Annotated in this window: 19 protein-coding genes; 13 read left to right on the top strand and 6 right to left on the bottom strand. The window is 68.9% G+C overall.

Annotated features, from left to right (window positions below; all coding sequences use genetic code 11):
• Positions 1-10: 10 nt before the first annotated feature.
• Positions 11-1,378, bottom strand: coding sequence for an extracellular solute-binding protein (locus BLR46_RS08135; protein ID WP_093250916.1), 1,368 nt, complete (start codon positions 1,376-1,378; stop codon positions 11-13).
• Between the two features lie 124 nt (positions 1,379-1,502).
• Here BLR46_RS08135 and BLR46_RS08140 point away from each other — a divergent pair, with 124 nt between their 5' ends.
• From BLR46_RS08140 to purQ, 4 genes are all read left to right on the top strand, one after another.
• A complete protein-coding gene (locus BLR46_RS08140) occupies positions 1,503-2,270 on the top strand; it encodes a DeoR/GlpR family DNA-binding transcription regulator (RefSeq protein WP_093250917.1) in 768 nt (255 codons plus the stop codon).
• Entirely contained in the window at positions 2,267-3,616 is a 1,350-nt protein-coding gene (locus tag BLR46_RS08145; protein WP_093250919.1) for a family 4 glycosyl hydrolase, read from the top strand. The genes BLR46_RS08140 and BLR46_RS08145 overlap by 4 nt, the downstream gene beginning before the upstream one ends.
• A 144-nt stretch (positions 3,617-3,760) precedes the next feature.
• The gene (gene purS / locus BLR46_RS08150) at positions 3,761-4,000 is read left to right on the top strand and encodes a phosphoribosylformylglycinamidine synthase subunit PurS (protein WP_093250920.1); all 240 of its coding nucleotides are present in this window, start codon (positions 3,761-3,763) and stop codon (positions 3,998-4,000) included.
• On the top strand, positions 3,997-4,668 hold the full coding sequence (gene purQ / locus BLR46_RS08155) for a phosphoribosylformylglycinamidine synthase subunit PurQ (RefSeq protein ID WP_093250922.1): 672 nt from the start codon (positions 3,997-3,999) through the stop codon (positions 4,666-4,668). Before purS ends, purQ begins: the two co-directional genes overlap by 4 nt.
• Positions 4,669-4,737: 69 nt before the next feature.
• On the opposite strand, the gene BLR46_RS15520 is transcribed toward purQ, so the two are convergent.
• Positions 4,738-7,437 (bottom strand): S8 family serine peptidase, encoded by a 2,700-nt coding sequence (locus BLR46_RS15520; RefSeq protein WP_093250923.1) that lies wholly within the window; start codon positions 7,435-7,437, stop codon positions 4,738-4,740.
• 175 nt (positions 7,438-7,612) lie between these two features.
• Between BLR46_RS15520 and BLR46_RS08165 the strand changes: the two genes are divergently transcribed.
• Both BLR46_RS08165 and BLR46_RS08170 read left to right on the top strand, forming a co-directional pair.
• Positions 7,613-8,428: a DUF1206 domain-containing protein gene (locus tag BLR46_RS08165; protein WP_093250925.1), complete on the top strand. Its 816-nt coding sequence runs from the start codon at positions 7,613-7,615 to the stop codon at positions 8,426-8,428.
• Positions 8,429-8,501: 73 nt separating this feature from the next.
• Positions 8,502-9,365, top strand: a complete 864-nt coding sequence (locus tag BLR46_RS08170; RefSeq protein ID WP_093250928.1) for a hypothetical protein — start codon at positions 8,502-8,504, stop codon at positions 9,363-9,365.
• A 7-nt stretch (positions 9,366-9,372) separates the two neighbouring features.
• On the opposite strand, the gene BLR46_RS08175 is transcribed toward BLR46_RS08170, so the two are convergent.
• A complete protein-coding gene (locus tag BLR46_RS08175) occupies positions 9,373-10,563 on the bottom strand; it encodes a winged helix-turn-helix domain-containing protein (protein WP_245701602.1) in 1,191 nt (396 codons plus the stop codon).
• 75 nt (positions 10,564-10,638) lie between these two features.
• Between BLR46_RS08175 and purL the strand changes: the two genes are divergently transcribed.
• Genes purL through BLR46_RS08190 form a run of 3 tightly spaced genes read left to right on the top strand, consistent with a single transcriptional unit; the run spans position 10,639 to position 15,772 of the window.
• Complete coding sequence (gene purL, locus BLR46_RS08180) at positions 10,639-12,897, top strand: phosphoribosylformylglycinamidine synthase subunit PurL (RefSeq protein ID WP_093250930.1); 2,259 nt, start codon at positions 10,639-10,641, stop codon at positions 12,895-12,897.
• Positions 12,898-12,947: 50 nt separating this feature from the next.
• Positions 12,948-14,291 (top strand): dipeptidase, encoded by a 1,344-nt coding sequence (locus BLR46_RS08185; RefSeq protein WP_425441390.1) that lies wholly within the window; start codon positions 12,948-12,950, stop codon positions 14,289-14,291.
• Positions 14,288-15,772, top strand: a complete 1,485-nt coding sequence (locus BLR46_RS08190; RefSeq protein ID WP_093250933.1) for an aspartate ammonia-lyase — start codon at positions 14,288-14,290, stop codon at positions 15,770-15,772. The genes BLR46_RS08185 and BLR46_RS08190 overlap by 4 nt, the downstream gene beginning before the upstream one ends.
• Before the next feature lie 3 nt (positions 15,773-15,775).
• On the opposite strand, the gene BLR46_RS08195 is transcribed toward BLR46_RS08190, so the two are convergent.
• Positions 15,776-16,036 carry an HPr family phosphocarrier protein gene (locus BLR46_RS08195; protein ID WP_093250935.1) on the bottom strand — a complete coding sequence of 87 codons (261 nt, stop codon included), beginning with the start codon at positions 16,034-16,036 and terminating at the stop codon, positions 15,776-15,778.
• 200 nt (positions 16,037-16,236) lie between these two features.
• Between BLR46_RS08195 and BLR46_RS08200 the strand changes: the two genes are divergently transcribed.
• Positions 16,237-17,481 carry an MFS transporter gene (locus BLR46_RS08200; protein WP_093250937.1) on the top strand — a complete coding sequence of 415 codons (1,245 nt, stop codon included), beginning with the start codon at positions 16,237-16,239 and terminating at the stop codon, positions 17,479-17,481.
• Between the two features lie 85 nt (positions 17,482-17,566).
• On the opposite strand, the gene BLR46_RS08205 is transcribed toward BLR46_RS08200, so the two are convergent.
• Positions 17,567-19,186, bottom strand: a complete 1,620-nt coding sequence (locus tag BLR46_RS08205; RefSeq protein ID WP_093250940.1) for a glycoside hydrolase family 13 protein — start codon at positions 19,184-19,186, stop codon at positions 17,567-17,569.
• Entirely contained in the window at positions 19,179-20,156 is a 978-nt protein-coding gene (locus tag BLR46_RS08210) for a LacI family DNA-binding transcriptional regulator (protein ID WP_093250942.1), read from the bottom strand. The genes BLR46_RS08205 and BLR46_RS08210 overlap by 8 nt, the downstream gene beginning before the upstream one ends.
• Before the next feature lie 199 nt (positions 20,157-20,355).
• Between BLR46_RS08210 and BLR46_RS08215 the strand changes: the two genes are divergently transcribed.
• From BLR46_RS08215 to BLR46_RS08225, 3 genes are all read left to right on the top strand, one after another.
• A complete protein-coding gene (locus BLR46_RS08215) occupies positions 20,356-21,630 on the top strand; it encodes a sugar ABC transporter substrate-binding protein (RefSeq protein WP_093250944.1) in 1,275 nt (424 codons plus the stop codon).
• A gap of 90 nt (positions 21,631-21,720) precedes the next feature.
• Entirely contained in the window at positions 21,721-23,292 is a 1,572-nt protein-coding gene (locus BLR46_RS08220; protein WP_245701603.1) for an ABC transporter permease subunit, read from the top strand.
• Positions 23,292-24,221: a sugar ABC transporter permease gene (locus tag BLR46_RS08225; protein ID WP_093250947.1), complete on the top strand. Its 930-nt coding sequence runs from the start codon at positions 23,292-23,294 to the stop codon at positions 24,219-24,221. Before BLR46_RS08220 ends, BLR46_RS08225 begins: the two co-directional genes overlap by 1 nt.
• Positions 24,222-24,235: the final 14 nt, after the last annotated feature.

The following is a 24,235-nucleotide window of genomic DNA, read 5'->3' on the forward strand; positions in this document are numbered from 1 at the left end:
GGCGTTCCTCCTAGCCACCGATGAACGCCTGGTAGTCGTCCTCGAAGGCCTGCGCCACGTCGGCCGCAGACTTCTGGCCGCCCAGCAGCTCCTGGAAGCCCTGGCCCGCGGTGTCCGCGAACGAGGGGGTCGCCCAGTCGAGGTAGGGCAGCAGGGTGCCCTCGGTGGAGACCGCGTCGAAGGCCTCGAAGACGTCCTTCTGGAGGCCCGCCTCGGGGGCGTTGTCCGCGGTGTTGTTGACCGGCATGCCGCCGTTCTCCGCGATCATGGCCATCGCCTCGTCGGTGGTGATGAAGTCGATGTACGCGGCAGCCGCGTCGACGTTCTCCGAGGCGGCGGGGATACCGAACGGGATGCCCGTGGCGCCGGTGGTGGCAAGGGTGCCGTCAGTGCCCGGAGGTGGCGCCATGAAGCCGACGTCCTCGCCCATCAGCGACTCGAGGTCACCCGCGAGCCAGTTGCCGGCGGGCAGGAACACGCCCGTGCCCTTGGCGAAGTCCGCCCAGGCGAGGTCGTAGTCGGTGCCGTTGGGGGAGGAGCCGAAGTAGCCCTCGGTGCCCCATGTGCCGAACTGCTCGAGCGCCTGCACGTTGCCGTCGGAGGTCCAGCTGGCGCCCTCGTTGCCGAGGCCGAGCGCGGCGATCTCGTCCACGGGGACGTAGTTCGCCTGGAGCGGTCCGAACACGTGGAAGGCCGGCCACTGGTCGATGTTGCCGAGGACCATCGGCTGCTCGCCGGCAGCCTTCGCAGCGTCGAGGGCGGCGAAGTAGTCGTCCCAGGTCTGCGGGACCTCGAGCCCGAGCTCCTCCAACTTGGCCTTGTTGTAGAAGATGCCGACGACCTCACCGGTCTGCGGCAGGCCGTACAGGTTGCCCTCGCCGAACGTCTTGCCGTCCTCGGAGTAGCGCGAGTAGCTGAGCACGGACTCGCTGTAGCGGTCCGCCCAGCCGTACGCCTCGGCGTAGGGCTCGAGGTTGACCAGCTGGCCGGCCGTCACGTACGCCCCCATGTCGGCGCGAGCGTTGTTGACCTGGATGACATCCGGGACGTCGTTGCCCGACAGTGCGAGGGCGATCTGGGACTGCAGGTCATCGTTGGACTGGCTGACGCGTTCGATCGTGACGTTCGGGTACTTCTCCATGAACGCCTCGTTGAGTGCCTGGAGGGCTGGATCCTGGGAGCTGCGCACCTCCTGGTCCCAGACGGTGAGGGTGATGTCGCCGAGGCCGGCGATGTCGGTGTTGACCTCGGCGGGCTCGGAGCCGCCGCCCGTCTCGCTGCCGGCGGGCTCGTCGGGATCGGACCCCGGCGCGCAGGCGGCCAGGGCGAGGATGGTGGTGGCGGCAAGTGCCGGGATGACTAGTCTGCGACGTCGCATGGCGGGGACCCTCTCAAGTTCTCGACTCTGAAACTTGGCAACATCATGTCACCAAATGCGCGTCTATGCCACCTTTTTCATGATGTTGACTGCTTTTGAAGGATTTTCTTGATAGTTTGACGCCATGCTTTCGGAAGACCGCCAACTCAGGATCCTCGCGCTCGTACGCCAGCGCGGATTCGTGACGGTCGCCGAACTCTGCGGGCTCTACGACGTGTCCGAGGCGACGATCCGTCGCGACCTCGACGCGCTCGCGCAGCAGGGCCAGATCCGCCGGCTCCGCGGAGGGGCCGGCGACGTGAAGGGCACCGTCCGCCCCGAGCCGGACCTCAAGAGCTTCGCCGAGGTGGCGGCGGACTCGTCGTCGGCGGCGAAGCGCGCCATCGCCAAGCGGGCCGCGGCGTTCGTCGAGGACGGCGACGTGATCGCGCTGGACAGCGGCACGACGGTCTCGCTCATGTGCCCGTTCCTGGTGGACCGGACGCTCACCGTCGTCACCGCCTCGCTGCCGGTCATCGAGGCGCTGCAGTCGTCGCCGAGCATCGACCTCATCGTCGTCGGCGGCATCCTGCGCCCCAGCTACCGGTCGATGGTGGGGCACATGGCCGAGCTGATGCTGCGGCAGATGCGCTTCGACAAGGCATTCCTCGGCACCGCCGGCGTGACGGGGGAGGGGATGGTCATGGACACCACCCCCAGCGAGGTGCCGGTCAAGCGCCAGATCCTGGCGTCGGCGAAACGCGCCTACCTGTTGGCGGACTCGAAGAAGTTCCCCGGCGAGGGCTTCCTGCGCGTGAGCGACCTCAACGACTTCAACGCCCTGATCACGGATCAGGCGCCTACGAACTTGCAACTCCCCGAAGGGGCGGAAGTGGAGGTATTGGTGGCATGAGGCTGGCGATTCTGGGCGGCGGTGGTTTCCGTACCCCGCTCGTGTACGAGGCGGTGGCGAAGTCCGTGACGGGGCTGCGGGTCGACGAGGTGATCCTCTACGACCTCGACAGCCAGCGGCTGGACTCCATGCGCCGGGTCATGGCGGAGATGGCAGAGCAGCTGGGTCCGGACGCTACGAAAGTCACCGCGACGACCGACCTCACGGAAGCGGTGACGGGCGTCGACTTCGTGTTCTCCGCGATCCGTGTGGGCGGCGCGGAGTCGCGCACCATCGACGAGCGGGTCGCCCTCGACCTCGGCGTGCTCGGGCAGGAGACCATCGGCCCCGGCGGCCTCGCGTACGCGCTGCGCACCATCCCCGTGATGCAGGAGATCGCCCGCACCATCGCGCAGGCCTCGCCCGACGCCTGGGTCATCAACTTCACCAACCCCGCCGGCATCGTCACCGAGGGCATGCGCCAAGTGCTCGGCCCACGTGTCATCGGTATCTGCGACACCCCCATCGGACTGGTCCGACGGGTCGGCCGCACCCTCGGCGTCGACCTCGACCGGCTCGACTACGACTACCTCGGCCTCAACCACATGGGCTGGCTGCGTGCCGCCCGCGTCGACGGGGTGGACCGGCTCCCCGAGCTGCTGGCCTCCGACGAGATGCTCGGCGAGATCGAGGAGGCGCGGCTCATCGGCTTCGACTACGTCCGCCAGGCCGGGGCGCTGCCCAACGAGTACCTCTACTACTACCTGCACACCGACTCGGCGATCGGTCGGATCCTCGAGGCGGGCCGCACCCGCGGCGAGTTCCTCGTCGAGCAGCAGGGCAAGTTCTACCGCGACGTGGCCGACGAGTGCTGCACCTCCCCGCTGAAGACGTGGCAGGACGCGCTGCACATGCGCGAGGCGACGTACATGGCCGAGTCGCGTGACGACGAGCGCCGCGAGGCCGACGTGGCCGGCGGCGGCTACCAAGAGGTCGCGCTCCGCCTGATGACCGCGATCGCGGGCGACACGTCGGAGCGGATGATCCTCAACGTCGGCAACAGCCGCGACGGAGGCCGCATCGTCGACGAGCTGCCGGACGACCTCGTGCTCGAGGTGGGCTGCGTCGTCGACGGAAACGGGGTCCACCCGCAGGAGGTCGCGCCGCCGACGCTCGACCAGCTCGGCCGCATGGCACGCCTGCGCGCCGCCGAGCGCTGCATCCTCGAGGCGGCCATCACCCGCGACAAGGGCAAGGCCTGGGAGGGTTTCGCGACCCACCCGCTGGTGGACTCCCCGGTCCTCGGCCACAAGCTGCTCGACGGCTACATCGCCCGCCAGCCCCTGGTGGCGGCGCTCTTCGACTGACCCGTGGCCTCCGGTGGGAGGCATTGCACCAAGGTTGGTGCAGAACCTCCCACCGGAGTGGCCGGGCCACGCGCGTGGCAACTGGCCGCCCACGAGCACCCTGCGGGGCGGCCGAAAGGCGACATTCGCGGTAGGGTTTGCGCTATGTCACGCGTCGTTGTCAACGTCATGCCGAAGCCCGAGATCCTCGATCCCCAGGGCAAGGCGGTCACCGGTGCCCTGCAGCGTCTCGGGTTCCACGGCCTGTCCGTGCGGCAGGGCAAGCGATTCGAGATCGAGGTCGACGGCGAGGTCACCGACGAGGTGCTCGCCGAGATCCGCGACGCCGCGGAGAAGCTCCTCGCCAACACCGTGATCGAGTCCTTCGAGGTGGTGGCCGAATGAAGATCGGCGTCGTCACGTTCCCGGGGTCGCTCGACGACCACGACGCGCTGCGCGCCGTCCGCCTGAGCGGGGCGGAGGCGGTGCCGCTGTGGCACGGCTCCGACTCCATCGACGACGTCGACGCGATCATCCTGCCCGGCGGCTTCTCCTACGGCGACTACCTCCGCTGCGGCGCCATCGCCCGCTTCAGCCCCGTGATGGGGACCGTCATCGACGCGGCCAACAAGGGCATGCCCGTCCTCGGCATCTGCAACGGATTCCAGCTCCTCTGCGAGGCGCACCTGCTCGACGGGGCCATGATCCGCAACGCCGGCCAGCAGTTCGTCTGCGTCGACCAGCGGCTGCGCGTCGAGACCAAGGACACCGTCTGGACCTGCGAGTTCGAGCGCGGCCAGGAGATCACCATCGCCCTGAAGAACGGCGAGGGCAACTTCCAGGCCAGCCCCGAGACGCTGAAGCGGCTCGAGGACAACGACCAGGTCGTCTTCCGCTACATCGGCAACCCCAACGGGTCCGCCAACGACATCGCCGGCATCACCAACGAGCGCGGCAACGTCGTTGGTCTCATGCCGCACCCCGAGCACAACGTCGAGGAGTACACCAGCAGCTCGCTCGACGGTCGGCGCTTCTTCGAGTCGGTCATCAGCTTCGTCTCGGCCCGCGTCTAGGGTCTCGCGAACCAAACGAAAGTGCCCCCGACCGCTCCGGTCGGGGGCACTCGTCATTTGATCAGCCGGTCAGGGGCGCTTGCTGCCACCCCCTCGGCCGGGCTGGGGGCCGTTGCCCGCGGAGGTGTCCGCACCCTCGCCGTAGGCGATGGTGATCGGCGTTGAATCCCAGCTCTCCCAGTGGTCGGGGTTGTTGGGATCGCCCAGCGCCTTCAGGATCCGCACCTCGAGGATGTAGTCCCCGTTCTCGACGCGGCGGACCTTGCCGTTGCGGCCCGCGTTGCCCTGGTACGTGCCGTCCCAGGCCAGCGTCGCGGCGGCGGCGAAGCGACCCTGGTCGAGGTAGGTGACGTAGTTGATGAAGTTCTCGTGCACCTTCTCGCCCTTCGTCCCGTCCTCGTTCGCCCGGTAGATGTCGAAGTACAGGCCCGAGACCGGGTACGCGAGGTTGAAGTAGATGTACGGGTAGTCCCCATCCACCATCGAGTACTCGTGGAACGGCTCGGCGATCTGCAGCACGCCGTCTTCATCGACGTAGGTCGTGTAGGCCATCGTGAGGGTCTCTAGCGCCTGGTAATCGCCCGAGAGACCGGCGAAGGGCACCACGAAATCCTCGGTCTCTGAGGTCAGCGTGATCCAGCCGCCGTAGATGATGCCGTCCATCCCGAAGTCCTCACCGATCGTCACGGTGACAGTTGCCGTGCTGCGTGCAGGCACCGTGACCGTGTCGCCGGAGAACACCACGTCCGCATTGGCGATGGCGAACTGCATGACCGGGGTACCGGCGCTGTTGATCTTGTTGTAGGTGGCGATGCCGTGCTCTGCACCGAGGGTGAAGGTCTTCTCCTCGTCGCTGTCGTTGGTGACGGTCAGCGTGGTGCTGATCGGCCCGGCCTCTCCCTCACCGAGAGAGATCTTCGAGTCCTCGACCGTGACCGCGGTCGTGATCGCCTGCGGGATGTCGATCATGCCGCCGCCCTGACGGTGGACCGGCTCGATGTAGCCAGCCCCGGCCGCGAGGCCCCACTCGAACGGGTCCGCGGTGTTGGTGAGCGCGGTTCGCACCTCGAACGGATCGAGATCCGGCTTCGCCTCGAGCAGCAGGGCCGCAGCGCCGGCGACGTGCGGGGCCGCCATCGACGTGCCGCCGAGGCTGGCGTAGCCACCCTCCTCGAGCGGGTAGGTGGAGTAGATCGAACCGCCGGGAGCGGACACGTCGGGCTTCAGCGTCAGGTCCGCGGCGAGGCCGTAGGAGCTGAAGTCGGACTGGTAGCCGCCGGTGGGGTTGTCGAAGCGCTTCTGGTCCTCCGAGAAGGTGATCGTCGTCGAGCCGTTCGCGTTGATCTCGGCGAGCAGCGCGTCGCCGTCGGTCTTGAGCGTCGTGGCCACCGGGATGGTGATCGGCGTGGCGCCCTCGACCGTGGCGTTGATGACGCCCGTCGTGTTGTTGGCGATCAGGAGCGCGTCGTAGCCGGCCGCCTGCGCGTTGACCGCCTTCTCGTGGAAGCTGCAGGTGCCGCGTGAGACGAGGAGCGCCAAGCCCTCCTCCGCAGCCGGGGCGGGCGGAGCCGTGGAGCAGCCGAGGATCGGGTTGGCAGCCATGATCTCGAAGCTCGCGCCCGGCTCGAAGTCGGGGGCGCCCGTCGCCCCGAAGTACGGCAGTTCGAGGCCGCCCGCGGTGGCGATGTAGTGGGCCATGAACTGGCTGTTGTCCACGGAGCCGACGGAGATCACGTTGTGCGCCACCGACGGCGCGCCGCCGGAGAATATGCCGCCCGTGCCCGAGTTGCCCTGCGAAACGACGACCACCACGCCGTCCTCGACGAGGTTGTCGGCCGCGACCGCGGTCGGGTAGCTCGGCCAGGTGGCGTACGAGGCGCCGAGGCTCATGTTGACGATGTCCATGCCGTCGGCCTTGGCACGGTCCATTGCGGCGACGATGATGTCCGAGCTCGAGCTGCCGTCGCAGCCGAAGACCCGGTAGGACCCGAACTGCACGTCGGGCGCGACGCCCTGGATCTCGCCGTTGGCGCCGACGATGCCGGCGACGTGGGTGCCGTGGCCGCCGCAGTCGTCCGGCCACTGGTCCGGCTTCGGGGTGGCGACGGCGGCGTCGTCGGAGCTGGCGTCATAGGCGTCGCCGACGAAGTCGTAGCCCCAGACGACGCGGTCACCGGGGAAGTCCTTGGTCTGGTCGTTCGTGCCGGATCCGCCGAAGTCGGGGTGGTTGTAGTCGATGCCGGAGTCGATGATGCCGACCTTGATGCCCTCGCCCGTGAAGCCCAGTTCGTTGTTGGCGTACTCGGCACCGGTGAGCTGCTTCGCGTATTCGACGGCGGGCGTGGTCTCCTCGTCGAGGACCGGCTGCGTCACCTCCAGCACGGGGTAGACGCCGGTGACGCCGGCGAGGCGGGAGACGGTGTGGATCTGGGAGTCGTCGACGGCGACGCTCGCACCGTTCCAGGCCTTGTCGAAGCTGGCGACGACACGCACGTCGACGCCCTCGGCCTTGGCGGCGCTGACCAGCTTGCCCGGGGAGATCGAGAGGCCGACGAGCCAGCGGCCCGGCACGACGGCGTCCTTGTAGTGCGCCAGCTGCTCTTCGATCGACGGGACCTCGACGGCCTGTCCGTAGTCGGCGGCGCTGCCCAGGTCCTTGATGTCCGGGTCATCCGCTACCGCGGCCAGACCCGTCGTGGCGACCAGCGCGGCCGCCGCCAGGCCTGCGCCCATGGCCCGTAGGCGCAGGCGCGTTGTGGGGGAGTGCATAGAGGGGGCTCCTACTCGCTTGCGTGGGTGTCCGGCCGTCCTTGGCCGGAGTTGGGGGCTATTTAAGTCCCAAGGGGGGTCATTCTTATTGAAGATTTCTCAGAATGGAAGACCCTTCTCCGACGAATCCGCAGGAGTCCTGTCGGCGGTACCCGCGAGTCACTAGGCTCAGCGCATGAATTCACCGGTGGATGATGCGAAGGATGCGGCCGATTCGGTCCAGGACTCGGGGGCGTACCGCTTCCTCGTCCGTGGCGGCCTCGTGGCCTTCGGGGTGGTGCACTTCCTGGTGGGCGTGCTGGCCATCCGCGTCGCGATGGGCAGCGGCGGCGGTGAAGAGGCGTCGCAGGGCGGCGCCCTCCGCACGCTCGCACAGAATCCGCTCGGCCCGTGGATCCTGGGTGCCGTGGCCGTGGGCCTCTTCGTGATCGCGCTCTGGCAGGCGATCACCGCGTTCATCGGGCACCGCGAGTTCGACGGCGCCAAGCGCGTCGGCAAGCGGATCAGCTCGGGCCTGCGCACGATCCTCTACGGCTTCCTCGGTTACCAGGCGCTCCGCATCGCCCTGGGCTCCGGGCAGCAGCAGGGCGGCGGCGAGGAGTCGATGACCGCTCGGCTGCTGGCGCTGCCCTTCGGCGGCGCCATCGTCGCGCTGGTGGGGCTCGGCATCGTCGGCTACGGGATCTACCAGATCGTCAAGGGCGTCCGGGACAAGTACAACGACGACCTCTCCCGCCCGCTGCACGGCCGCAAGAAGTGGGTGGCCCGGATCGGACTGAGCGCCAAGGGCGTCGCGGTGGGAATCGTCGGCTCCCTCTTCATCGCCGCCGGGCTCGCCCTCGATCCCGAGGAGGCCGGCGGGCTAGACCAAGCCCTCCAGAAGCTGAAGGAGATGCCGTTCGGGCCGTGGCTCCTCGCCGCCGTCGCGATCGGCCTCGCCGCGTACGGCGTCTACTGCTTCTTCTGGTCCCGCCGGCCCAAGTTCACCTGACCCGCGCGGTCACTTCTTCCCAGCCGGGCGGGGGCGTGCCAGACTGGAACCACGCTCGACGAGGAGTTGAACCATGCGATCGCGTGACCTGGTCCGCGGCGGTGTCGCCGCACTCTTGGCGGTGCTGGCCGTCGCAGCGCTCGTCGGTTCCATGACCCTGATCCGGCCACGCGAGACGGTGCCCGCGGGCCCGACCGGCGGTCAGGAACTCGCCGCCCAGGTCATGCTGTTCGAGGACCCGCCCGGCCACGTGGAGTTCTGCCTCGCCTGGGGAGAGTCCCTGCCGCCCTCCTGCGGAGGCCCCTCGGTGGTCGGCGACATCGACTGGCCCGCGCTCGACCCGCAGACCAGCGGCGACGTGCGCTGGGCCGAGGGCGTGTGGATCGTCGGCCGCTTCGACGAGGCACGCGCGGCCTTCACCCTCACGCGGCCCCCCAGCCTCGACCGACCCGACGGGCTGGCCGAGCCCGAGGAGGTGCCCACCGTCGAGTTCCCCGCGCTCTGCGAGGACCCGACCCGCGGCGCGTCGGGTAGGGGCACCAACGACGAGCTCCAGCTGCACGAGGTGATGCTGTCGTTGCCCGGCTACGTCAACTCCTACGTCTCCGACGGCCGGGACTTCTACAACGTCATCGTGAACGAGGACCCAGAGGGCGCGCACGCGAAGCTGCGCGAGGTCTGGCAGGGCGACCTCTGCGTCGCCGAGCAGGAACTCCCCACCTTCGCCGCGCGCGAGGCCGCGACCGACGCCGTGTTCACCGACGAGTCGCTGCGCGGCGAGCTGGTCTCCGGCGGCGGGGGAGGCATCGACGGCTTCTTCGACGTCCAGGTGATGGTCGCCTCCGAGGAGGTGGTGGACCGCATCCACGAACTCACCCGCCCCCACATCGACGACCGGTTCGTCCGCATCTCCGGGGCCTTCCAGCCCGTCGACTGACCCCGCCTCAGAGGAGCTCCGCGAGCGCCGGCACGAGGTCGCCGCGGGCGTCGTCGTCCGGGCGGACGGTCCCCAGCCCGAGCCACGCGGCCATCGTCGCGAGCTCCTCCGCGAGCTCCGTCACGGTCTCGGCGGGAGCGTCCGGCTCGGCGAACGCCGTCCGCACCTGCAGCACGCCGCCGATGCGGTCCGCCTTGAGGTCGACCCGCGCCGCCATCCTCTCGCCGAGCAGGAAGGGCAGCACGTAGTAGCCGTGCTGCCGCTGCGCAGCGGGAGTGTAGATGCCGATCCGGTAGCGCATGCCGAACAGCCCCTCGAGGCGGGTGCGCTCGAAGACCATGGGGTCGAACGGGGCGAGCAACGCCCGGGCCCGCACCTTCCTCGGACGGGCAGCGGCCGTGTGGAGGTAGGCCACGTCGGCGAAGCCGTCGACGGACACCTCCTCGAGTTCGCCGGCCGCGACGAGCGCGTCGATCGCCATCTTCGTGGAGGCCGTGGGCATGCGGAAGTAGTCGCGCAGGCAACGGGGGCTCGCGACACCGAGCGCGCGGGCGGCGATCCGCACCAGCTCCACCGCCGCCTCCTCCTTCGACGGCGCAGGGCCGAGCGGCCCGAGGACCCGCTCCGGGAGGTCGTAGCGGCGTTCGAACTGCGCGTTGCGCTCGGCGACGACGAGCCCGCCCGTCGCGAACGACGTCTCGAGCGCGCGCTTGGCCACCGTCCAGTTCCAGCCCCAGTTCTGGCGGGGCCCCCGCTCGTGACCGAGGATCTCGTGCATCTCGCGAGCCGTGGTCGGCCCGCGCTCGGCGATGAGGTCGCGCACGTGCCGCACGACGTCGTCGTGCTCGTGCAGGAACACGGACCAGTGTCCGCCGGTGCGGTAGCGCTCCATCCGCGGCCGCAGCCAGTGCCAGGTCGACGGGGTGACGTACGCCGCCTCGTGGGCCCAGTACTCGATCAGCCGCGGGGGAGTGCCGTGCGCGGCCCTGCGGTAGAGATCGACGTCGTAGTCGCCGAGGCGGGAGAACGCCGGCAGCAGGTGCGCCCGGGCGAGCACGTTGACCGAGTCGATCTGCGTGAGCCCGATGCGCTCGTACATCCCCATCAGGTGGCGCATCGTCACGCGCGTCGGCCTGGAGCGGTCCAAGCCCTGCGCCGCGATGGCGATGCGGCGGGCGGCGGCGATGGAAAGTTTCACGCGACGAACGCTACCGACATCCCAGCCCACGCGGGCGGGGCGCGCAGCATGCGCGGACGGGATAGATTAGGGCCCGTGGTAGACACGGTTTCGAACGCTTTCCGCACGCCCGACGTCGAGCAGCCCTACGCTGCCCTCGGCGTGAAGGACGACGAGTACGCCCAGATCCGGGAGATCCTCGGCCGCCGACCCACCTCCGCGGAACTGGCGATGTACTCCGTCATGTGGTCCGAGCACTGCTCCTACAAGTCCTCCAAGGTGCACCTGCGGAAGTTCGGCGAGTTGAGCCAGGACACGCCCCGGGGCCCGCTGCTGGCGGGCATCGGTGAGCAGGCCGGCGTCGTCGACATCGGCCAGGGCTACGCCGTCACCTTCAAGGCCGAGTCCCACAACCACCCCAGCTACGTCGAGCCCTACCAGGGCGCGGCCACGGGCGTCGGCGGCATCGTCCGCGACATCCTCGCGATGGGCGCCCGCCCGATCGCGGTCATGGACTCGCTGCGCTTCGGCCCGCTGGACGCCGACGACACCCACCGCGTGCTGCCCGGGGTCGTCTCCGGCGTGGGCGGCTACGGCAACTGCCTCGGCCTGCCGAACATCGGCGGCGAGGTGCAGTTCCACGACACCTACCTCGACAACCCCCTGGTCAACGCGCTCTCGATCGGCGTCCTCCGCCACGAGGACCTCCACCTTGCGTTCGCGTCCGGCGTCGGCAACCAGGTGATCCTCTTCGGCGCGGCCACCGGCGGCGACGGCATCGGCGGCGCCTCGATCCTCGCCTCGGAGTCGTTCGACGAGGACGGCCCGGCCAAGCGACCCAGCGTCCAGGTGGGCGACCCGTTCATGGAGAAGCTCCTCATCGAGTGCACGCTCGAGCTGTTCGCCGCGGGGATCATCTCGGGCATCCAGGACCTCGGCGCCGCCGGCATCTCCTGCGGCACCTCCGAGCTCGCCTCCGCCGGCGACGGCGGCATGCACGTCGACCTCGACGTCGTCCCGCTGCGCGACCCTTCGCTGCAGCCGGAGGAGATCCTGATGAGCGAGTCGCAGGAACGCATGATGGCCGTCGTCGAGCCCGCCAACGTCGAACGGTTCATGGAGATCTGCGCCAAGTGGGACGTCCAGGCCACCGTCATCGGCGAGGTCATCGAGGGCGACCGCCTGATCATCGACTGGCACGGCGAGACCATCGTCGACGTCGACCCCAAGACCGTCGCCCACGAGGGCCCCGTCTACGAGCGGCCCTACCACCGCCCCGGGTGGCTCGACGCCGTCAACGCCAACCGCGCCGAGGACCTCCCGCGCGACAACTCCGCAGACGGGCTCAAGCAGTCGTTCGTCCGCGTGCTCGGCAACGGCAACGTCGCCGACAAGACGTGGGTCACGCAGCAGTACGACCGCTACGTGCGCGGCAACACGATCCTCTCCCAGCCGGACAACTCCGGCATGATCCGCATCGACGAGGAGACTAACCTCGGCGTGGCGCTGTCGATGGACGCGAACTCGCGCTTCACGTTCCTCAACCCGTACCTCGGCGCCCAGCAGTCGCTGGCGGAGGCGTACCGCAACGTCGCCGTGACCGGCGCGGAACCCGTCGCCATCACCGACTGCCTCAACTACGGCTCGCCCGAGGACCCCGAGGTCATGTGGCAGTTCGCGGAGTCCGTCCTGGGCCTCGTGGACGCCTGCCGCGAGCTCGGCACCCCGGTGACCGGCGGCAACGTCTCGCTCTACAACCAGACCGGCGCCACCCCGATCCTGCCCACGCCCACCATCGGCGTGCTCGGCGTGATCGACGACGTCACCACCCGCATCAAGTCCGCGTTCCAGCACCCCGGCGACGCTATCCTCCTGCTCGGGGAGACCGACGAGGAGCTCTCAGGCTCGATCTGGGAGGCCGAACTCCACGACGGCCACCTCGGCGGCATGCCGCCCAAGGTCCGCCTCGACGCGGAGAAGGCGCTCGCCCGCGTCTTCGCCACCGCGGCGAAGGAGCGGCTGCTCAGCTCCGCGCACGACCTGTCCGAGGGCGGCCTGGCGGTCGCGCTGGCCGAGTCCGCGTTCCGGGGCGACGTCGGCTTCGCGGTCACGCTGCCGGGCGACGACCCCACCGTCGCGCTCTTCAGCGAGTCCGCCGCCCGCGCGATCGTGTCGCTCTCCGGCGCCGACGTGGCCCGATTCGAGGCGCTGTGCGCCGAGCACGGCGTGCCGGTGACCCGCCTCGGCGAGGTGACCGACGACCAGCTCGAGTTCGTCGGCCGCTTCAGCATCGCCCTCGACGAGGCCCGCGACGCATGGACGAGCCCCATCCCGGCGGCACTGGGCCGCGCCTGAGGAAAGCCCCGTAGCATGTCCGGCTGCGGCGCGCAGGCGCCGCGGCTAGGCTGCGATTCGTGACTATTCGTGCGCAAGTTGAAGGAGTCCTGCCCGGCGTCATCGCCGATCTCGAGCGACTCGTGGCCATCCCGTCCATCTCCTCCATGCCCGAGCACCACGACGACGTGCTCGCCGCCGCCGCGGAGGTGTCCCGGCTCCTGACCGACGCCGGCTGCCCCGAGGTGCGGCTGCTGGAGGCGGGCGGCAAGCCGGCCGTCTACGGCCACTACCCGGCACCCGCAGGCCGCCCGACCGTGCTGCTCTACGCCCACTACGACGTGCAGCCCACCGGCGACCCCGCCAAGTGGACCAGCGCACCGTTCAGCGCCACCGAGCGCGACGGCCGGCTCTGGGGCCGCGGAGCCGCCGACGACAAGGGCGGCATCGCCGTCCACCTCGCCGCGCTGCGCGCCTTCGAGGGCAAGCCGCCAGTCGGCGTGAAGCTCTTCATCGAGGGCGAGGAGGAGCAGGGGTCGCCCACGATCACGCAGCTCATGGACCAGCACCCCGACGAGCTGAAGGCCGACGTGTACATCGTCGCCGACGCCATCAACTGGGAGATCGGCACCCCGTCGCTCACGACGATGCTGCGCGGCCTCGTCGACGCGAAGGTCACCGTCTCCACCCTCGAGGCGCCGCTGCACTCCGGCGCCTACGGCGGCGTGGTCCCCGACGCGCTCACCGCGCTGTCCCGGCTGCTCGCCACCCTCCACGACGAGCGCGGCAACGTCGCCATCGAGGGCCTCGTGAGCTCCGACGACGTCGACGTCGACTACTCCGAGAAGCGGCTCCGCGATGAGGTGGGGCTGCTGGATGGTGTCGAGTTCATCGGCGACGGGCCCGCCGCGGCCCGGCTGTGGACCAAGCCCACGGCCTCCGTCCTCGCCATCGACGCCACCCCGGTGAAGGACGTGGCCAACGTGCTCGTCGCCAGCGCCCGCGCCGTCGTCAGCGTCCGGATCGCGCCGACGCAGGACCCCGACGCCGCCGGCGAGGCGCTGAAGCGGCACCTCCTGGAGCACGCGCCGTGGGGCGCGAAGGTCGAGGTGGAGCTCGGCCGCGGGTCGGCCGGCAGCCGCATCGAGCTGAGCGACGCCCGGGCGCAGGCAAGCGTCGCCGCCTTCCGGGAGGCGTTCGGCAAGGATCCGGTGGAGGTCGGCATCGGCGGGTCCATCCCGATCGTCGCCGAGTTCGCCGCCCGCAACCCCGAGGCGCTGGTGCTGGTCACGGCCGTCGTCGACCCCTACTCGCGGATGCACGGCTTCGACGAGTCGCTCGGCCTCGACGACTTCGCCAAGGCGGCCCACGCCGAGGCGCAACTGCTGGCGAACCTCGCGGAGGCCACCGAATGACCTTCCGCACCGAGCACGACTCGCTCGGCTCGATGGAGGTCCCCGAGGAGGCCTACTGGGGCATCCACACCGCCCGGGCGCTGGAGAACTTCGCCATCTCGAAGCGGCAGATCAACGTCTACCCGGACTTCATCGTCGCCTATGCGCAGGTGAAGCAGGCCGCCGCCCGCGCGAACCACGAGCTCGGCGACCTCGACGACGAGCGGTTCGCCCTGATCGACAAGGCGTGCCAGGAGATCATCGACGGGCACCTGCACGACCAGTTCGTCGTCGGGGTCATCCAGGGCGGCGCGGGCACGAGCACCAACATGAACGTCAACGAGGTGATCGCCAACCGGGCGCTCGAGCTCGCCGGCCGGCCGAAGGGCGACTACGACTACCTGTCGCCCCTCGACCACGTCAACCGGTCGCAGTCCACCAACGACACCTACCCGTCGGCGGTGAAGCTCGCCGTCGTCTACGGCTTCAAGAAGCTCATCGCCGAGGTGCAGCTGCTGCAGTACTCCTTCCGGCAGAAGGGCCGCGAGTTCCGCGACGTCCTCAAGGTGGGCCGCACCCAGCTGCAGGACGCGGTGCCGATGACGCTCGGCCAGGAGTTCCGCGGCTTCGCGTCGACGCTGGGGGAGGACATCGCCCGGCTCCGGGACGTGCTGCCGCTCATGCTCGAGATGAACCTCGGCGCCACGGCCATCGGCACCGGCATCACCGCGCGCGAGGGGTACGCCGACGCGGTGGTCCGCCACCTGCGCGAGATCACCGACGAGCCCCACGTGCGCACCGCGACCGACCTCATCGAGGCCACGAGCGACACGGGCGTCTTCATGTCGGCGTCCTCGGTGCTCAAGCGCAACGCGATGAAGCTCAGCAAGATTTGCAACGACCTGCGGCTGCTGTCGTCCGGCCCGCAGGCGGGTCTGGGGGAGATTCACCTGCCCGCGAAGCAGGCGGGCTCGTCGATCATGCCCGGCAAGGTCAACCCCGTGATCCCCGAGGCGGTCTCGCAGGTGGCGTTCGTCATCGCCGGCTCCGACGTGACCGTCACCATGGCGAGCGAGGCCGGCCAGCTGCAGCTCAACGCCTTCGAGCCCGTCATGGCGCACGTCCTGCTGCAGAACGTCACCTGGCTGAGGCGCGCCGTGCGGACCCTGCGGATCAACTGCGTCGACGGCATCACCGCCGACCGCGACCGACTGGCCCAGATGGTGGGCAGTTCGGTGGGTGTCGTCACCGCACTCACGCCCGCGATCGGCTACCTCCGGGCGGCGGAGCTGGCTAAGGCCGCGCTGCGCGGTGAGGGGACGGTGCGCGACCTCGTCGTGGACAAGGGCCTGCTCACCGGCGACGAGGTGGACGCGCTGCTCAACCCAGAGCAGTTGTCCAACCAGGGGCCGGACACCGAGTCGTTGCCCGCGATGACGCCCGAGGTGATCGCCTCGATCGAGCGGGAACTGGACCGTGCCGACAGCAAGAACCTCAGCTAGGGGCTAGTCCTCGTCGTCGAGGTCCTGGGCGAGCAGGGCCGCGATCGTCTCGGTCGCGGTCTCGTTCTCGCTGGACACGGTGACCTCGGCGCCGTGCTCGGCACCCAGCGACATGATCAGCAGCGGCGAGCCCGCGACGACGGACTGGCCGTTGAACGTGAGGAGGACCGAATCGGTGAACTTCTGGGCCGCCTCCGCGATGATGCGCGCAGGACGGGCGTGCAGACCGATGGTCGATCCGACGGCTACCTTTTTCCTGGCCAACGCTGGCTCCCTTCTTCTTGCGGAGTGCAATCCACAGAGCGACACTGCACTGACTTCTACTCCGTCACAGCAATATGTACATCATTCCTCAGTACAACGCTGCACCATTGCCATAAGTTCCCACGCGGCCCCCGCCAGGGGCAATTGGTGCTAAGCGCGGGTGAGCGCTTCGGGCGTTGTCGCCCCGCTAACGTGGCAGGGTGATCGTCTCCACCCGTTCGCGCAACAAACTGAAACTCGTCGCGGCCAGCGCGCTGCAGTCGTCGGGCGACCAGACCGTCGGCGCCTCGACGGTGCTGCCCTGGCTGTTCCACGCGCTCGGCGTCCCCGCCGCGCTCATCGGCCTCCTGGTGCCGATCCGGGAGTCGGGGTCGATGCTGCCGCAGGCGTTCCTCACGCCGCTGGTGGTGCGGGTGCGGCAGCGCAAGTGGGTGTTCGTCGCCGGGGCGCTCGTCCAGGCGGCGGCGGTGGCGACGATGGCCCTCACCGCCGCGCTCGGGCGCGGACTGGCGGCCGGTGTGGTCCTGATCGCGGCGCTCGCGGTGTTCGCGTTCGGCCGCTGCCTGTGCTCGATCTCCTCCAAGGACGTGCAGGGCCGGACCGTGCCGAAGGGGGAGCGGGGCCGGATCAACGGCATGGCCACCACTGCGGCCGGACTCGTCGCGATCACGCTCGGGCTCGCGATCCGGTGGCTGGGAGGCGACCTCGGCGGCCCGCAGCTCGCCTGGTTGCTCGCCCTCGGCGCGGCGCTGTGGGTACTGGCCGCGTCGGTCTACGCGGTCATCGACGAGCCCGTCGACGAGGAGGCCGGCGACGCTGCCGCGTCGGGCGCCTACTGGCTCCGCAGGACGGGCGCCCTGCTGCGCGACGACCGCGACTTCCGCCACTTCGTCGGCGTGCGCAGCTTCCTGCTCGTCTCGGCACTCAGCCCGCCCTTCGTCGTGACGCTCTCGGTGCAGTCCGGCTCGTCCGGGCTGGCGGGCCTCGGCGGATTCGTGATCGCGTCCGGCGTCGCGGCGCTGCTCGGCGGTCGGCTGTTCGGCAGGTGGGCCGATCGCTCCAGTCGGCGGCTCATGTCCGTCGGCGCTGGTGGGGCGTCGGCGGTCGTCGTCGCGGTGGTCATCATCACCGCGCTCCCGGGATTCCGCGGGGACGAGCCGCTCGGCACCGCGCTGTTCATCGGCAGCTACTTCCTGCTCACGCTGTTGCACACCGGGGTGCGGGTGGGCAGGAAGACCTACGTCGTCGACATGGCCGAGGGCGACCTGCGGACCACCTACGTGGCCGTGTCGAACTCGGCCATGGGCATCATCCTGCTGGTCGTCGGCGCGATCAGTTCCGCGCTTGCCGCGGTCGCGATTCCCTGGGCGCTCCTGTTCCTCGCCGCGCTCGGCGTCGTCGGGGTGTTCGCGGGCGCCAGGCTCCCGGAAGTCTCGCGCGTCTGACCAGGGGCCGAACAAACGACTCCGGTGGGAGGCTTTGAACCAAGCTCGGTGCAAAGCCTCCCACCGGAGTTCCAGGTGTAAGCCGCTACAGGCGGATCCAAGCGGCGGAGTTCGTCGGCAGGGTGCCGTCGAGCCGCTCGCTGCTGAGCAGCACCTCACCGTCGGGGAGGGCAATGGGCTTTGCGCTCACGTTGACCGCGACGAGGACGCCACGGTTCTCGTAGGCGACGATCCCGTCGGGGAAGTCGTCGCGCCAGGTGAGTTCCCCGGCGCCCAGCCCGAGTTCGCGACGCAGCACCAGCGCGCGCTTGTACAGGCCGAGCGTCGAGTCGTCGCGGTGCGCCTGCTGGTCGACGGCGAGGTCGTGGTAGTTCTCGGGCTGGGGCAGCCACGTCTTCCCGTTGGGCGAGAAGCCCATGCCGGGCTTGCCCGCCTCCCACGGCATGGGGATGCGTGCGCCGTCGCGGCCCACCTCGCCATGCAGGGAGTTGAAGTAGGTGGGGTCCTCGCGGAACTCGTGGGGGAGCGTGGTGTGCTCCGGGAGCCCCAGCTCCTCGCCCTGGTAGAGGTACGCCGAACCCGGCAGCGACAGCGCCATGAGGGTGGCGGCCTTCGCGCGGGCGAGACCCAGCACGTTGTCCGGCTGCGGATCGTCGGGGCCGATGCCCTCGCGGTGCACGCCCGGCTTCTCGGCGCGGCCGAGCCGGGAGACGTGGCGCACGGTGTCGTGGTTGCTGAGCACCCACGTCGTGGGGGCACCGACGAGGTCGTCGGCGGCCAGCGAGTTGGTGATGCGGCGGCGGTACTCGTCGGCGTCCCAGGGGGAGGCCAGGAAGTCGAAGTTGAAGGCCGTGTGCATCTCGTCGGGGCGCAGGTAGAGCGCGAGCCGCTCAGGGTTGCCCACCCAGGCCTCGGCGACGAGGATCCGCTCACCCTCGTACGAGTCGAGGATCCTGCGCCAGCGGCGGTAGACCTCGTGCACGCCGTCCTGGTCCCACATCGGGCCCGCGGAGCCGCTCAGCATGCGCAGCTCCTCGTCGTCGTCCGGGAGGCCCTTGGCCTTCACCAGCGAGTGGGCGACGTCGACGCGGAAGCCGTCGACGCCGCGGTCGAGCCAGAAGCGCAGGACGTCGTCGAACATCTCGCGGACGCGCTCGGAGTCCCAGTTGAGGTCGGGCTGCTTGGGGTCGAACAGGTGGAGGTACCACTGCTCGGGTTCGCCGTCGGGTCCGACGAGACGCGTCCAGGCGCGGCCGCCGAGCACGGACTTCCAGTTGTTCGGCGGGATCTCGCCGTGCTCGCCCTTGCCGTCGTAGAAGTGGTAGACCTCGCGCTCGGGGGAGCCGGGTCCGGCGGCCACGGCCGCCTTGAACCACTCGTGCTCGGAGCTGGTGTGGTTGGGGACGAGGTCGACGATCACCTTGAGGTCGCGGGTGTGGCACTCGGCGATCAGGCGCTCGGCGTCCTCCGTGGTGCCGAACAGTGGGTCGACCTCGGTGTAGTCCTCGACGTCGTAGCCCGCGTCCACCATGGGGGACTTGTAGAAGGGCGACAACCACACGGCATCCACGCCGAGGTCCACCAGGTGGTCGAGGCGGGAGATGATGCCTGGGAGGTCGCCGTACCCGTCTCCGTTGCCGTCCGCGAAGGAGCGGGGGTAGATCTGGTAGATGACGGCCGTGCGCCACCAGCTCTGGTCAGTCATTGGGTGCTGTTCCTGTCGATTGCCGGATGGTGAGGTCGGGGTTGAACAACTGCTCCTCGATCGGCACCTCCTCCCCGCCGATCAGGCGGAGGAGGGTGCTCACGGCGGCCTCGCTGATGGTCTTCACCGGCTGGCGCACCGTCGTCAGATTGGTCAACCGCATGATGGGTGAATCATCGTACCCGACGACGCTGAAGTCGCCCGGGGCGCGGAGGCCGTGCCGCTCGGCGTCGCGCATGAGTCCGAGCGCCATCACGTCGGAGCCGCAGATGACCGCGGTGTGCCCGCTCTGGAGGAGCCGACGGCCCGCCCGCGCCCCGCCGTCGGCGGTGTACTCCGTCGTCACGACGCTCTCGTCCTCGGGGAATCCGAGCGCGGCGAAGGCCTCGATCTTGCGTGAGGTGGGGAGGTAGCGCGGCTCACCCACGGCCAGTCCTATGCGCGAGTGGCCGAGGCCGCGCAGATGGTCCACGGCGAGCCGGATCCCTGCCGCATCGGACGAGCAGAAGAAGGGTGCATCGATGGATTCGTTGCTGCCGTTGATGTAGACGGCGGGCATTCTTGCATCTTGCAAACGATGGTAAGGCGCTTTCGAGGCCAGCGAGTCGGCGGAGGCGCCGGAGACCGAGATGATGCCGCTCAGGTCCGAGTCGAGCAGCATGTCGAGGTACTGCGTCTCGCTGTAGCCGCCCTGGCTGACCGGGCACACGATGGCGCTGTAGCCGGCCGCGAACAGCACCTGCGTGAGCTCCTGTGCGAACTGCGGGAACGACGGGTTCGACAGCTCGGGGACGAGCACGGCGACGACGTGCTTGGAGAAGTGTTGGCGGGGTTGCTCGTAGCCAGCGGCCTGTAGGGCGCGCATGACCACTGCGCGTGTGCTGTCCTTCACCCCTGGTTTCTGGTTCATCACACGCGAGACGGTGGCCGTGGACACGCCAGCGGCCGCAGCGATGTCGGCAAGCGTCATTCTCGTGACCCCGTTGTTTCTCGAGACAATCAGATGGCGAAACCGTACCGCCGATGCGAGTGGCATGCAAGGGTTTGTAACAACTTCGCAAACTTTGCAACCCCCATTGAAACGACGGCCCCCGACGGGTTACAGTTACGGACATGAGGGGAGCCGCAGAGCCCGCGACACCCCTTCAGAGTCAAAGGAGATCCGACCCATGCGTAAGAGCCTCATCGCCCTTGCCGCAGGCGTGTCCGTCGTTCTGACGGCCTGCGGTGGCGGTACTGCTGATACCAACGAAACGCCCGAGCCGACTGCATCCGAAACGACAGAGGCCACTGAGTCGCCCTCGGGAGAGGCGACGAGCGAAGCCCCCGCCGACGGCGGAACCCTCACCATCTGGGCCGACGAGACGCGAGTCGCCGCATTCCAGCAGCTCGGCGAGATGTTCGGCGAGGAGTCGGGCGTGACGCTCGACGTCGTCCAGAAGCCCACCGGTGACATCGGCCAGGACTTCATCGCCCAGGCCCCCACGGGCCAGGGCCCCGACATGATCGTGACCGCGCATGACGGGCTCGGCCAGCTGGTCGAGAACGGTGTGGTCGCCCCGATCGACTTCGCCTCCAAGGCGGACCTGTTCAACCCCGTCGCGGTGCAGGCGTTCACGCTCGAGGGCAACGTCTACGGCGTTCCCTACGCGATGGAGAACATCGCACTGGTCCGCAACAACGAGCTGGTCCAGGACACCCCCGCCACCTTCGACGAGCTGATCGCCCAGGGCAAGGCCGTGGAGGGCGCGGAGTTCCCGATCATCATCCAGCAGGGCCCCAGCGGTGACGCCTACCACCTGTACCCGATCCAGACGTCGTTCGGTGCGCCGGTGTTCGTCACGGACGAGAACGGTGACTACACCACCGAGCTCGGCATGGAGGGCGAGAACGGCACCAAGTTCGCCGAGTACATCCAGAAGCTCGGCAAGGACGGCGTCCTCTCGGCCGACCTCGGCGGCGACCAGGCCAAGCAGGCCTTCCTCGACGGCAAGTCGCCCTACATGATCACGGGTCCCTGGTGGACCTCCGAGTTCGTCGATGCGGGCATGGACATCTCCGTGCTGCCCGTGCCGTCGGCCGGTGGCGAGACCGCTGCACCGTTCGTCGGCGTCCAGGGCGTCTACGTCTCCTCCTACTCGGAGAACGCTCTCCCCGCGAACCAATTCGTCGACTTCCTGTCCACGAAGGAAGCCCAGGACGTCCTCTTCGAGCAGGGCGGCCGCGTCCCGGCGCTCATCGAGTCGGCCGAGGCCGTCGACGACGAGCTGCTCCAGGGCTTCAACGAGGCCGGCGCCGAAGGCCAGCCCATGCCGGTCATCCCCGAGATGGCCGCCGTGTGGGAGTTCTGGGGTGGCACCGAGGTCGCCATCATCAACGGCACCTCGCCCGACGCCGCCGCCGCCTGGCAGACGATGAACGACAACATCAAGGCCAAGTTCTGATCCTCCGGGACTGACCATCCATCGCGGGCTGCGTAGTTTCTTTCCACAAACTGCGCAGCCCGCATCCATTACTTGTGCGAAAGTGGACTCGTGAACGACATCAAGTCACAGGCAACGACGCCGCAACTCTCCCACGCCAGGGATCTGAGCCGCCCCGGGTTCTACGTGAAGCTCGCCCTGATGGCCCTCGTCAACGCCTTCGGCGTGTACGGCATCTTGGCGTCGTACGCCCAGGAACAATGGGCAATCCTCGGGGTCCTGGTCGTGACGCTCATCGCGGCCGACTACATCTACTTCTCCAAGCGGGCCATCCCGGCCAAGTACCTCTTTCCCGGCCTGGTCTTCCTGATCGTCTACCAGCTGTTCGTGATGGGCATGACCGCCTACGTCGCCTTCACCAACTACGGTGACGGCCACAACGACTCCAAGCCCGCCGCGGTCCGCCAGATCTCCCTCACCTCCGAGGTGCAGGGCGGTGAATCCTTCCCCCTGACGGTGATCGATCGCGGAGGGGAGCTCGGCTTCGCGGTCGTCGTCGACGGCGAAGCTCGTTTCGGCACCGAAGAGGAGGCGCTCGCTCCGCTCGACGGCGCCACCGTCGAGAACGACCGCGTCGTCGCGGTCGAGGACGGCGAGATCCTCGGGATGCCGCAGATCGTCGAGCGCCAGGAGGAAGTCCTCGGCCTGCGCGTCCCCGTCAGCGACGAGCCGGAGGACGGCTCGCTGCGCACGCGCAATGGGACCACCGCCACCACGTCGCTTCCGGCGCTCAAGTACGACGAGGCCACCGACACCTTCACCAACGCCGAGGGCAAGCTCTTCCGGGCGAACTCGGACCAGGGCGTGTTCGTCGCCGACGACGGCGAGGAACTCTCGCCGGGGTGGCGCGTGGTCGTCGGGTTCGACAACTTCACCCAGATGTTCACCGACTCGAGGATCTCGTCGCTCTTCGCGAGCTCCCTTGGGTGGACATTCGCCTTCGCGATCCTCTCGGTCTTCACCACGTTCGCGCTCGGCCTGTTCCTGGCGGTGATCTTCAACGATCCGCGCGTGAAGGGCCGCGTGATCTACCGGGCGCTGTTCATCCTGCCCTACGCGTTCCCCGGCTTCCTCGCGGCGCTGGTGTGGCGGGGGATGCTCAACCGGCAGTTCGGCTTCGTCAACCAGGTGCTGCTCGACGGCAACGCCATCAACTGGCTGGGCGACGGGAACCTTGCGAAGTTGTCCATCATCATGGTCAACCTCTGGCTCGGCTTCCCCTACATGTTCCTGGTCTGCACGGGGGCGCTGCAGTCGATCCCCGGCGAGCTCACCGAGGCCGGCATGATCGACGGCGCCGGCCCCATCAAGCGCTTCTTCAACGTGACGCTGCCCATCCTGATGGTCTCCGTCGCGCCGCTGCTGATCGCGAGCTTCGCGTTCAACTTCAACAACTTCTCGCTGATCTACATGCTGACCGGTGGCGGCCCCAACTACCCGGGCGCGCCGATCCTGGTCGGTGAGACCGACATCCTCATCTCGATGGTGTACGCCATCTCGTTCGAGGGTGGCAACAGGCAGTACGGCCTGGCCAGCGCCCTGTCGATCATCATCTTCGTGGTCGTCGGATTCATCTCGTGGCTCGGCTTCCGCCAGACCCGCAAGCTTGAGGAGATCATGTGATGAACGAGTACCCAGCCACGCAGGCGACGGCTGTCAGCACCATCGAGCAGCAGACTCCGCCCAGGAAGCGGAAGGTCAAGGGCGGAGCGCTGCGCTGGTGGGGCGAGGTGGGATGGAAGCACGTCTTCGCGCTCCTGTTCATCGCCTACTGCCTCCTGCCCTTGCTCTACGTGTTGTCTGCTTCGCTGAATCCGGGCGGCACGCTGACCGGCTCCAACGATCTCTTCCGGGAGTTCTCCCTTCAGAACTACGCAGGTCTGTCGGGCACCAACTTCTGGAGCTGGTTCTGGCGCTCCATGTACGTGTCCGGCGTCACGTCGATCGGGACCGTGCTGATGGCCGCGTCCGCCGCGTACGCCTTCAGCAGGTTCCGGTTCAAGGGCCGCCGCGGTGGTCTCGCCGCGCTGATGATCATCCAGATGTTCCCGCAGATGCTCGCCTTCGTCGCGATCTTCCTCCTGCTCCTCGGGCTGCGTGAGGTGTTCCCGTTCATCGGGCTCGGCGAGCCGTTCGGCCTCATCGCCGTCTACCTCGGCGGCGCGCTGGGCGCCAACACGTTCCTGATGTACGGCTTCTTCAACACGATCCCGCAGGAGCTCGACGAGGCGGCGAAGATCGACGGCGCCACGCACGCCCAAGTGTTCTGGGGGATCATCATGCGGCTCGTGTCGCCGATCCTGGCCGTCGTGGCGCTCCTCAGCTTCGTCAGCAGCTACGGGGAGTTCATTCTCGCCCGCATCGTGCTGCAGCGCCCCGAGAACTACACGCTCGCCGTCGGCCTCTACGAATGGGCCTCGGACGAGCGCAACGCACCGTGGTCGCTGTTCGCCGCGGGCGCGGTGCTGGCGGCCATCCCGATCATCCTGCTGTTCATGTTCCTGCAGAAGTACATCGTCTCGGGCCTGACGGCGGGCGGCGTGAAGGGCTGAGCGGGGCGCCGCTT

This window comes from Tessaracoccus oleiagri (assembly GCF_900103275.1).
Classification (GTDB): domain Bacteria; phylum Actinomycetota; class Actinomycetes; order Propionibacteriales; family Propionibacteriaceae; genus Arachnia; species Arachnia oleiagri.

Coding starts and splice junctions, on each gene's coding strand:
- BLR46_RS08135 (WP_093250916.1), bottom strand. CDS start 1,378: ATGCGACGTCGCAGACTAGTCATCCCGGCACTTGCCGCCACCACCATC.
- BLR46_RS08140 (WP_093250917.1), top strand. CDS start 1,503: ATGCTTTCGGAAGACCGCCAACTCAGGATCCTCGCGCTCGTACGCCAG.
- BLR46_RS08145 (WP_093250919.1), top strand. CDS start 2,267: ATGAGGCTGGCGATTCTGGGCGGCGGTGGTTTCCGTACCCCGCTCGTG.
- purS (WP_093250920.1), top strand. CDS start 3,761: ATGTCACGCGTCGTTGTCAACGTCATGCCGAAGCCCGAGATCCTCGAT.
- purQ (WP_093250922.1), top strand. CDS start 3,997: ATGAAGATCGGCGTCGTCACGTTCCCGGGGTCGCTCGACGACCACGAC.
- BLR46_RS15520 (WP_093250923.1), bottom strand. CDS start 7,437: ATGCACTCCCCCACAACGCGCCTGCGCCTACGGGCCATGGGCGCAGGC.
- BLR46_RS08165 (WP_093250925.1), top strand. CDS start 7,613: ATGAATTCACCGGTGGATGATGCGAAGGATGCGGCCGATTCGGTCCAG.
- BLR46_RS08170 (WP_093250928.1), top strand. CDS start 8,502: ATGCGATCGCGTGACCTGGTCCGCGGCGGTGTCGCCGCACTCTTGGCG.
- BLR46_RS08190 (WP_093250933.1), top strand. CDS start 14,288: ATGACCTTCCGCACCGAGCACGACTCGCTCGGCTCGATGGAGGTCCCC.
- BLR46_RS08205 (WP_093250940.1), bottom strand. CDS start 19,186: ATGACTGACCAGAGCTGGTGGCGCACGGCCGTCATCTACCAGATCTAC.
- BLR46_RS08210 (WP_093250942.1), bottom strand. CDS start 20,156: ATGACGCTTGCCGACATCGCTGCGGCCGCTGGCGTGTCCACGGCCACC.
- BLR46_RS08215 (WP_093250944.1), top strand. CDS start 20,356: ATGCGTAAGAGCCTCATCGCCCTTGCCGCAGGCGTGTCCGTCGTTCTG.
- BLR46_RS08225 (WP_093250947.1), top strand. CDS start 23,292: ATGAACGAGTACCCAGCCACGCAGGCGACGGCTGTCAGCACCATCGAG.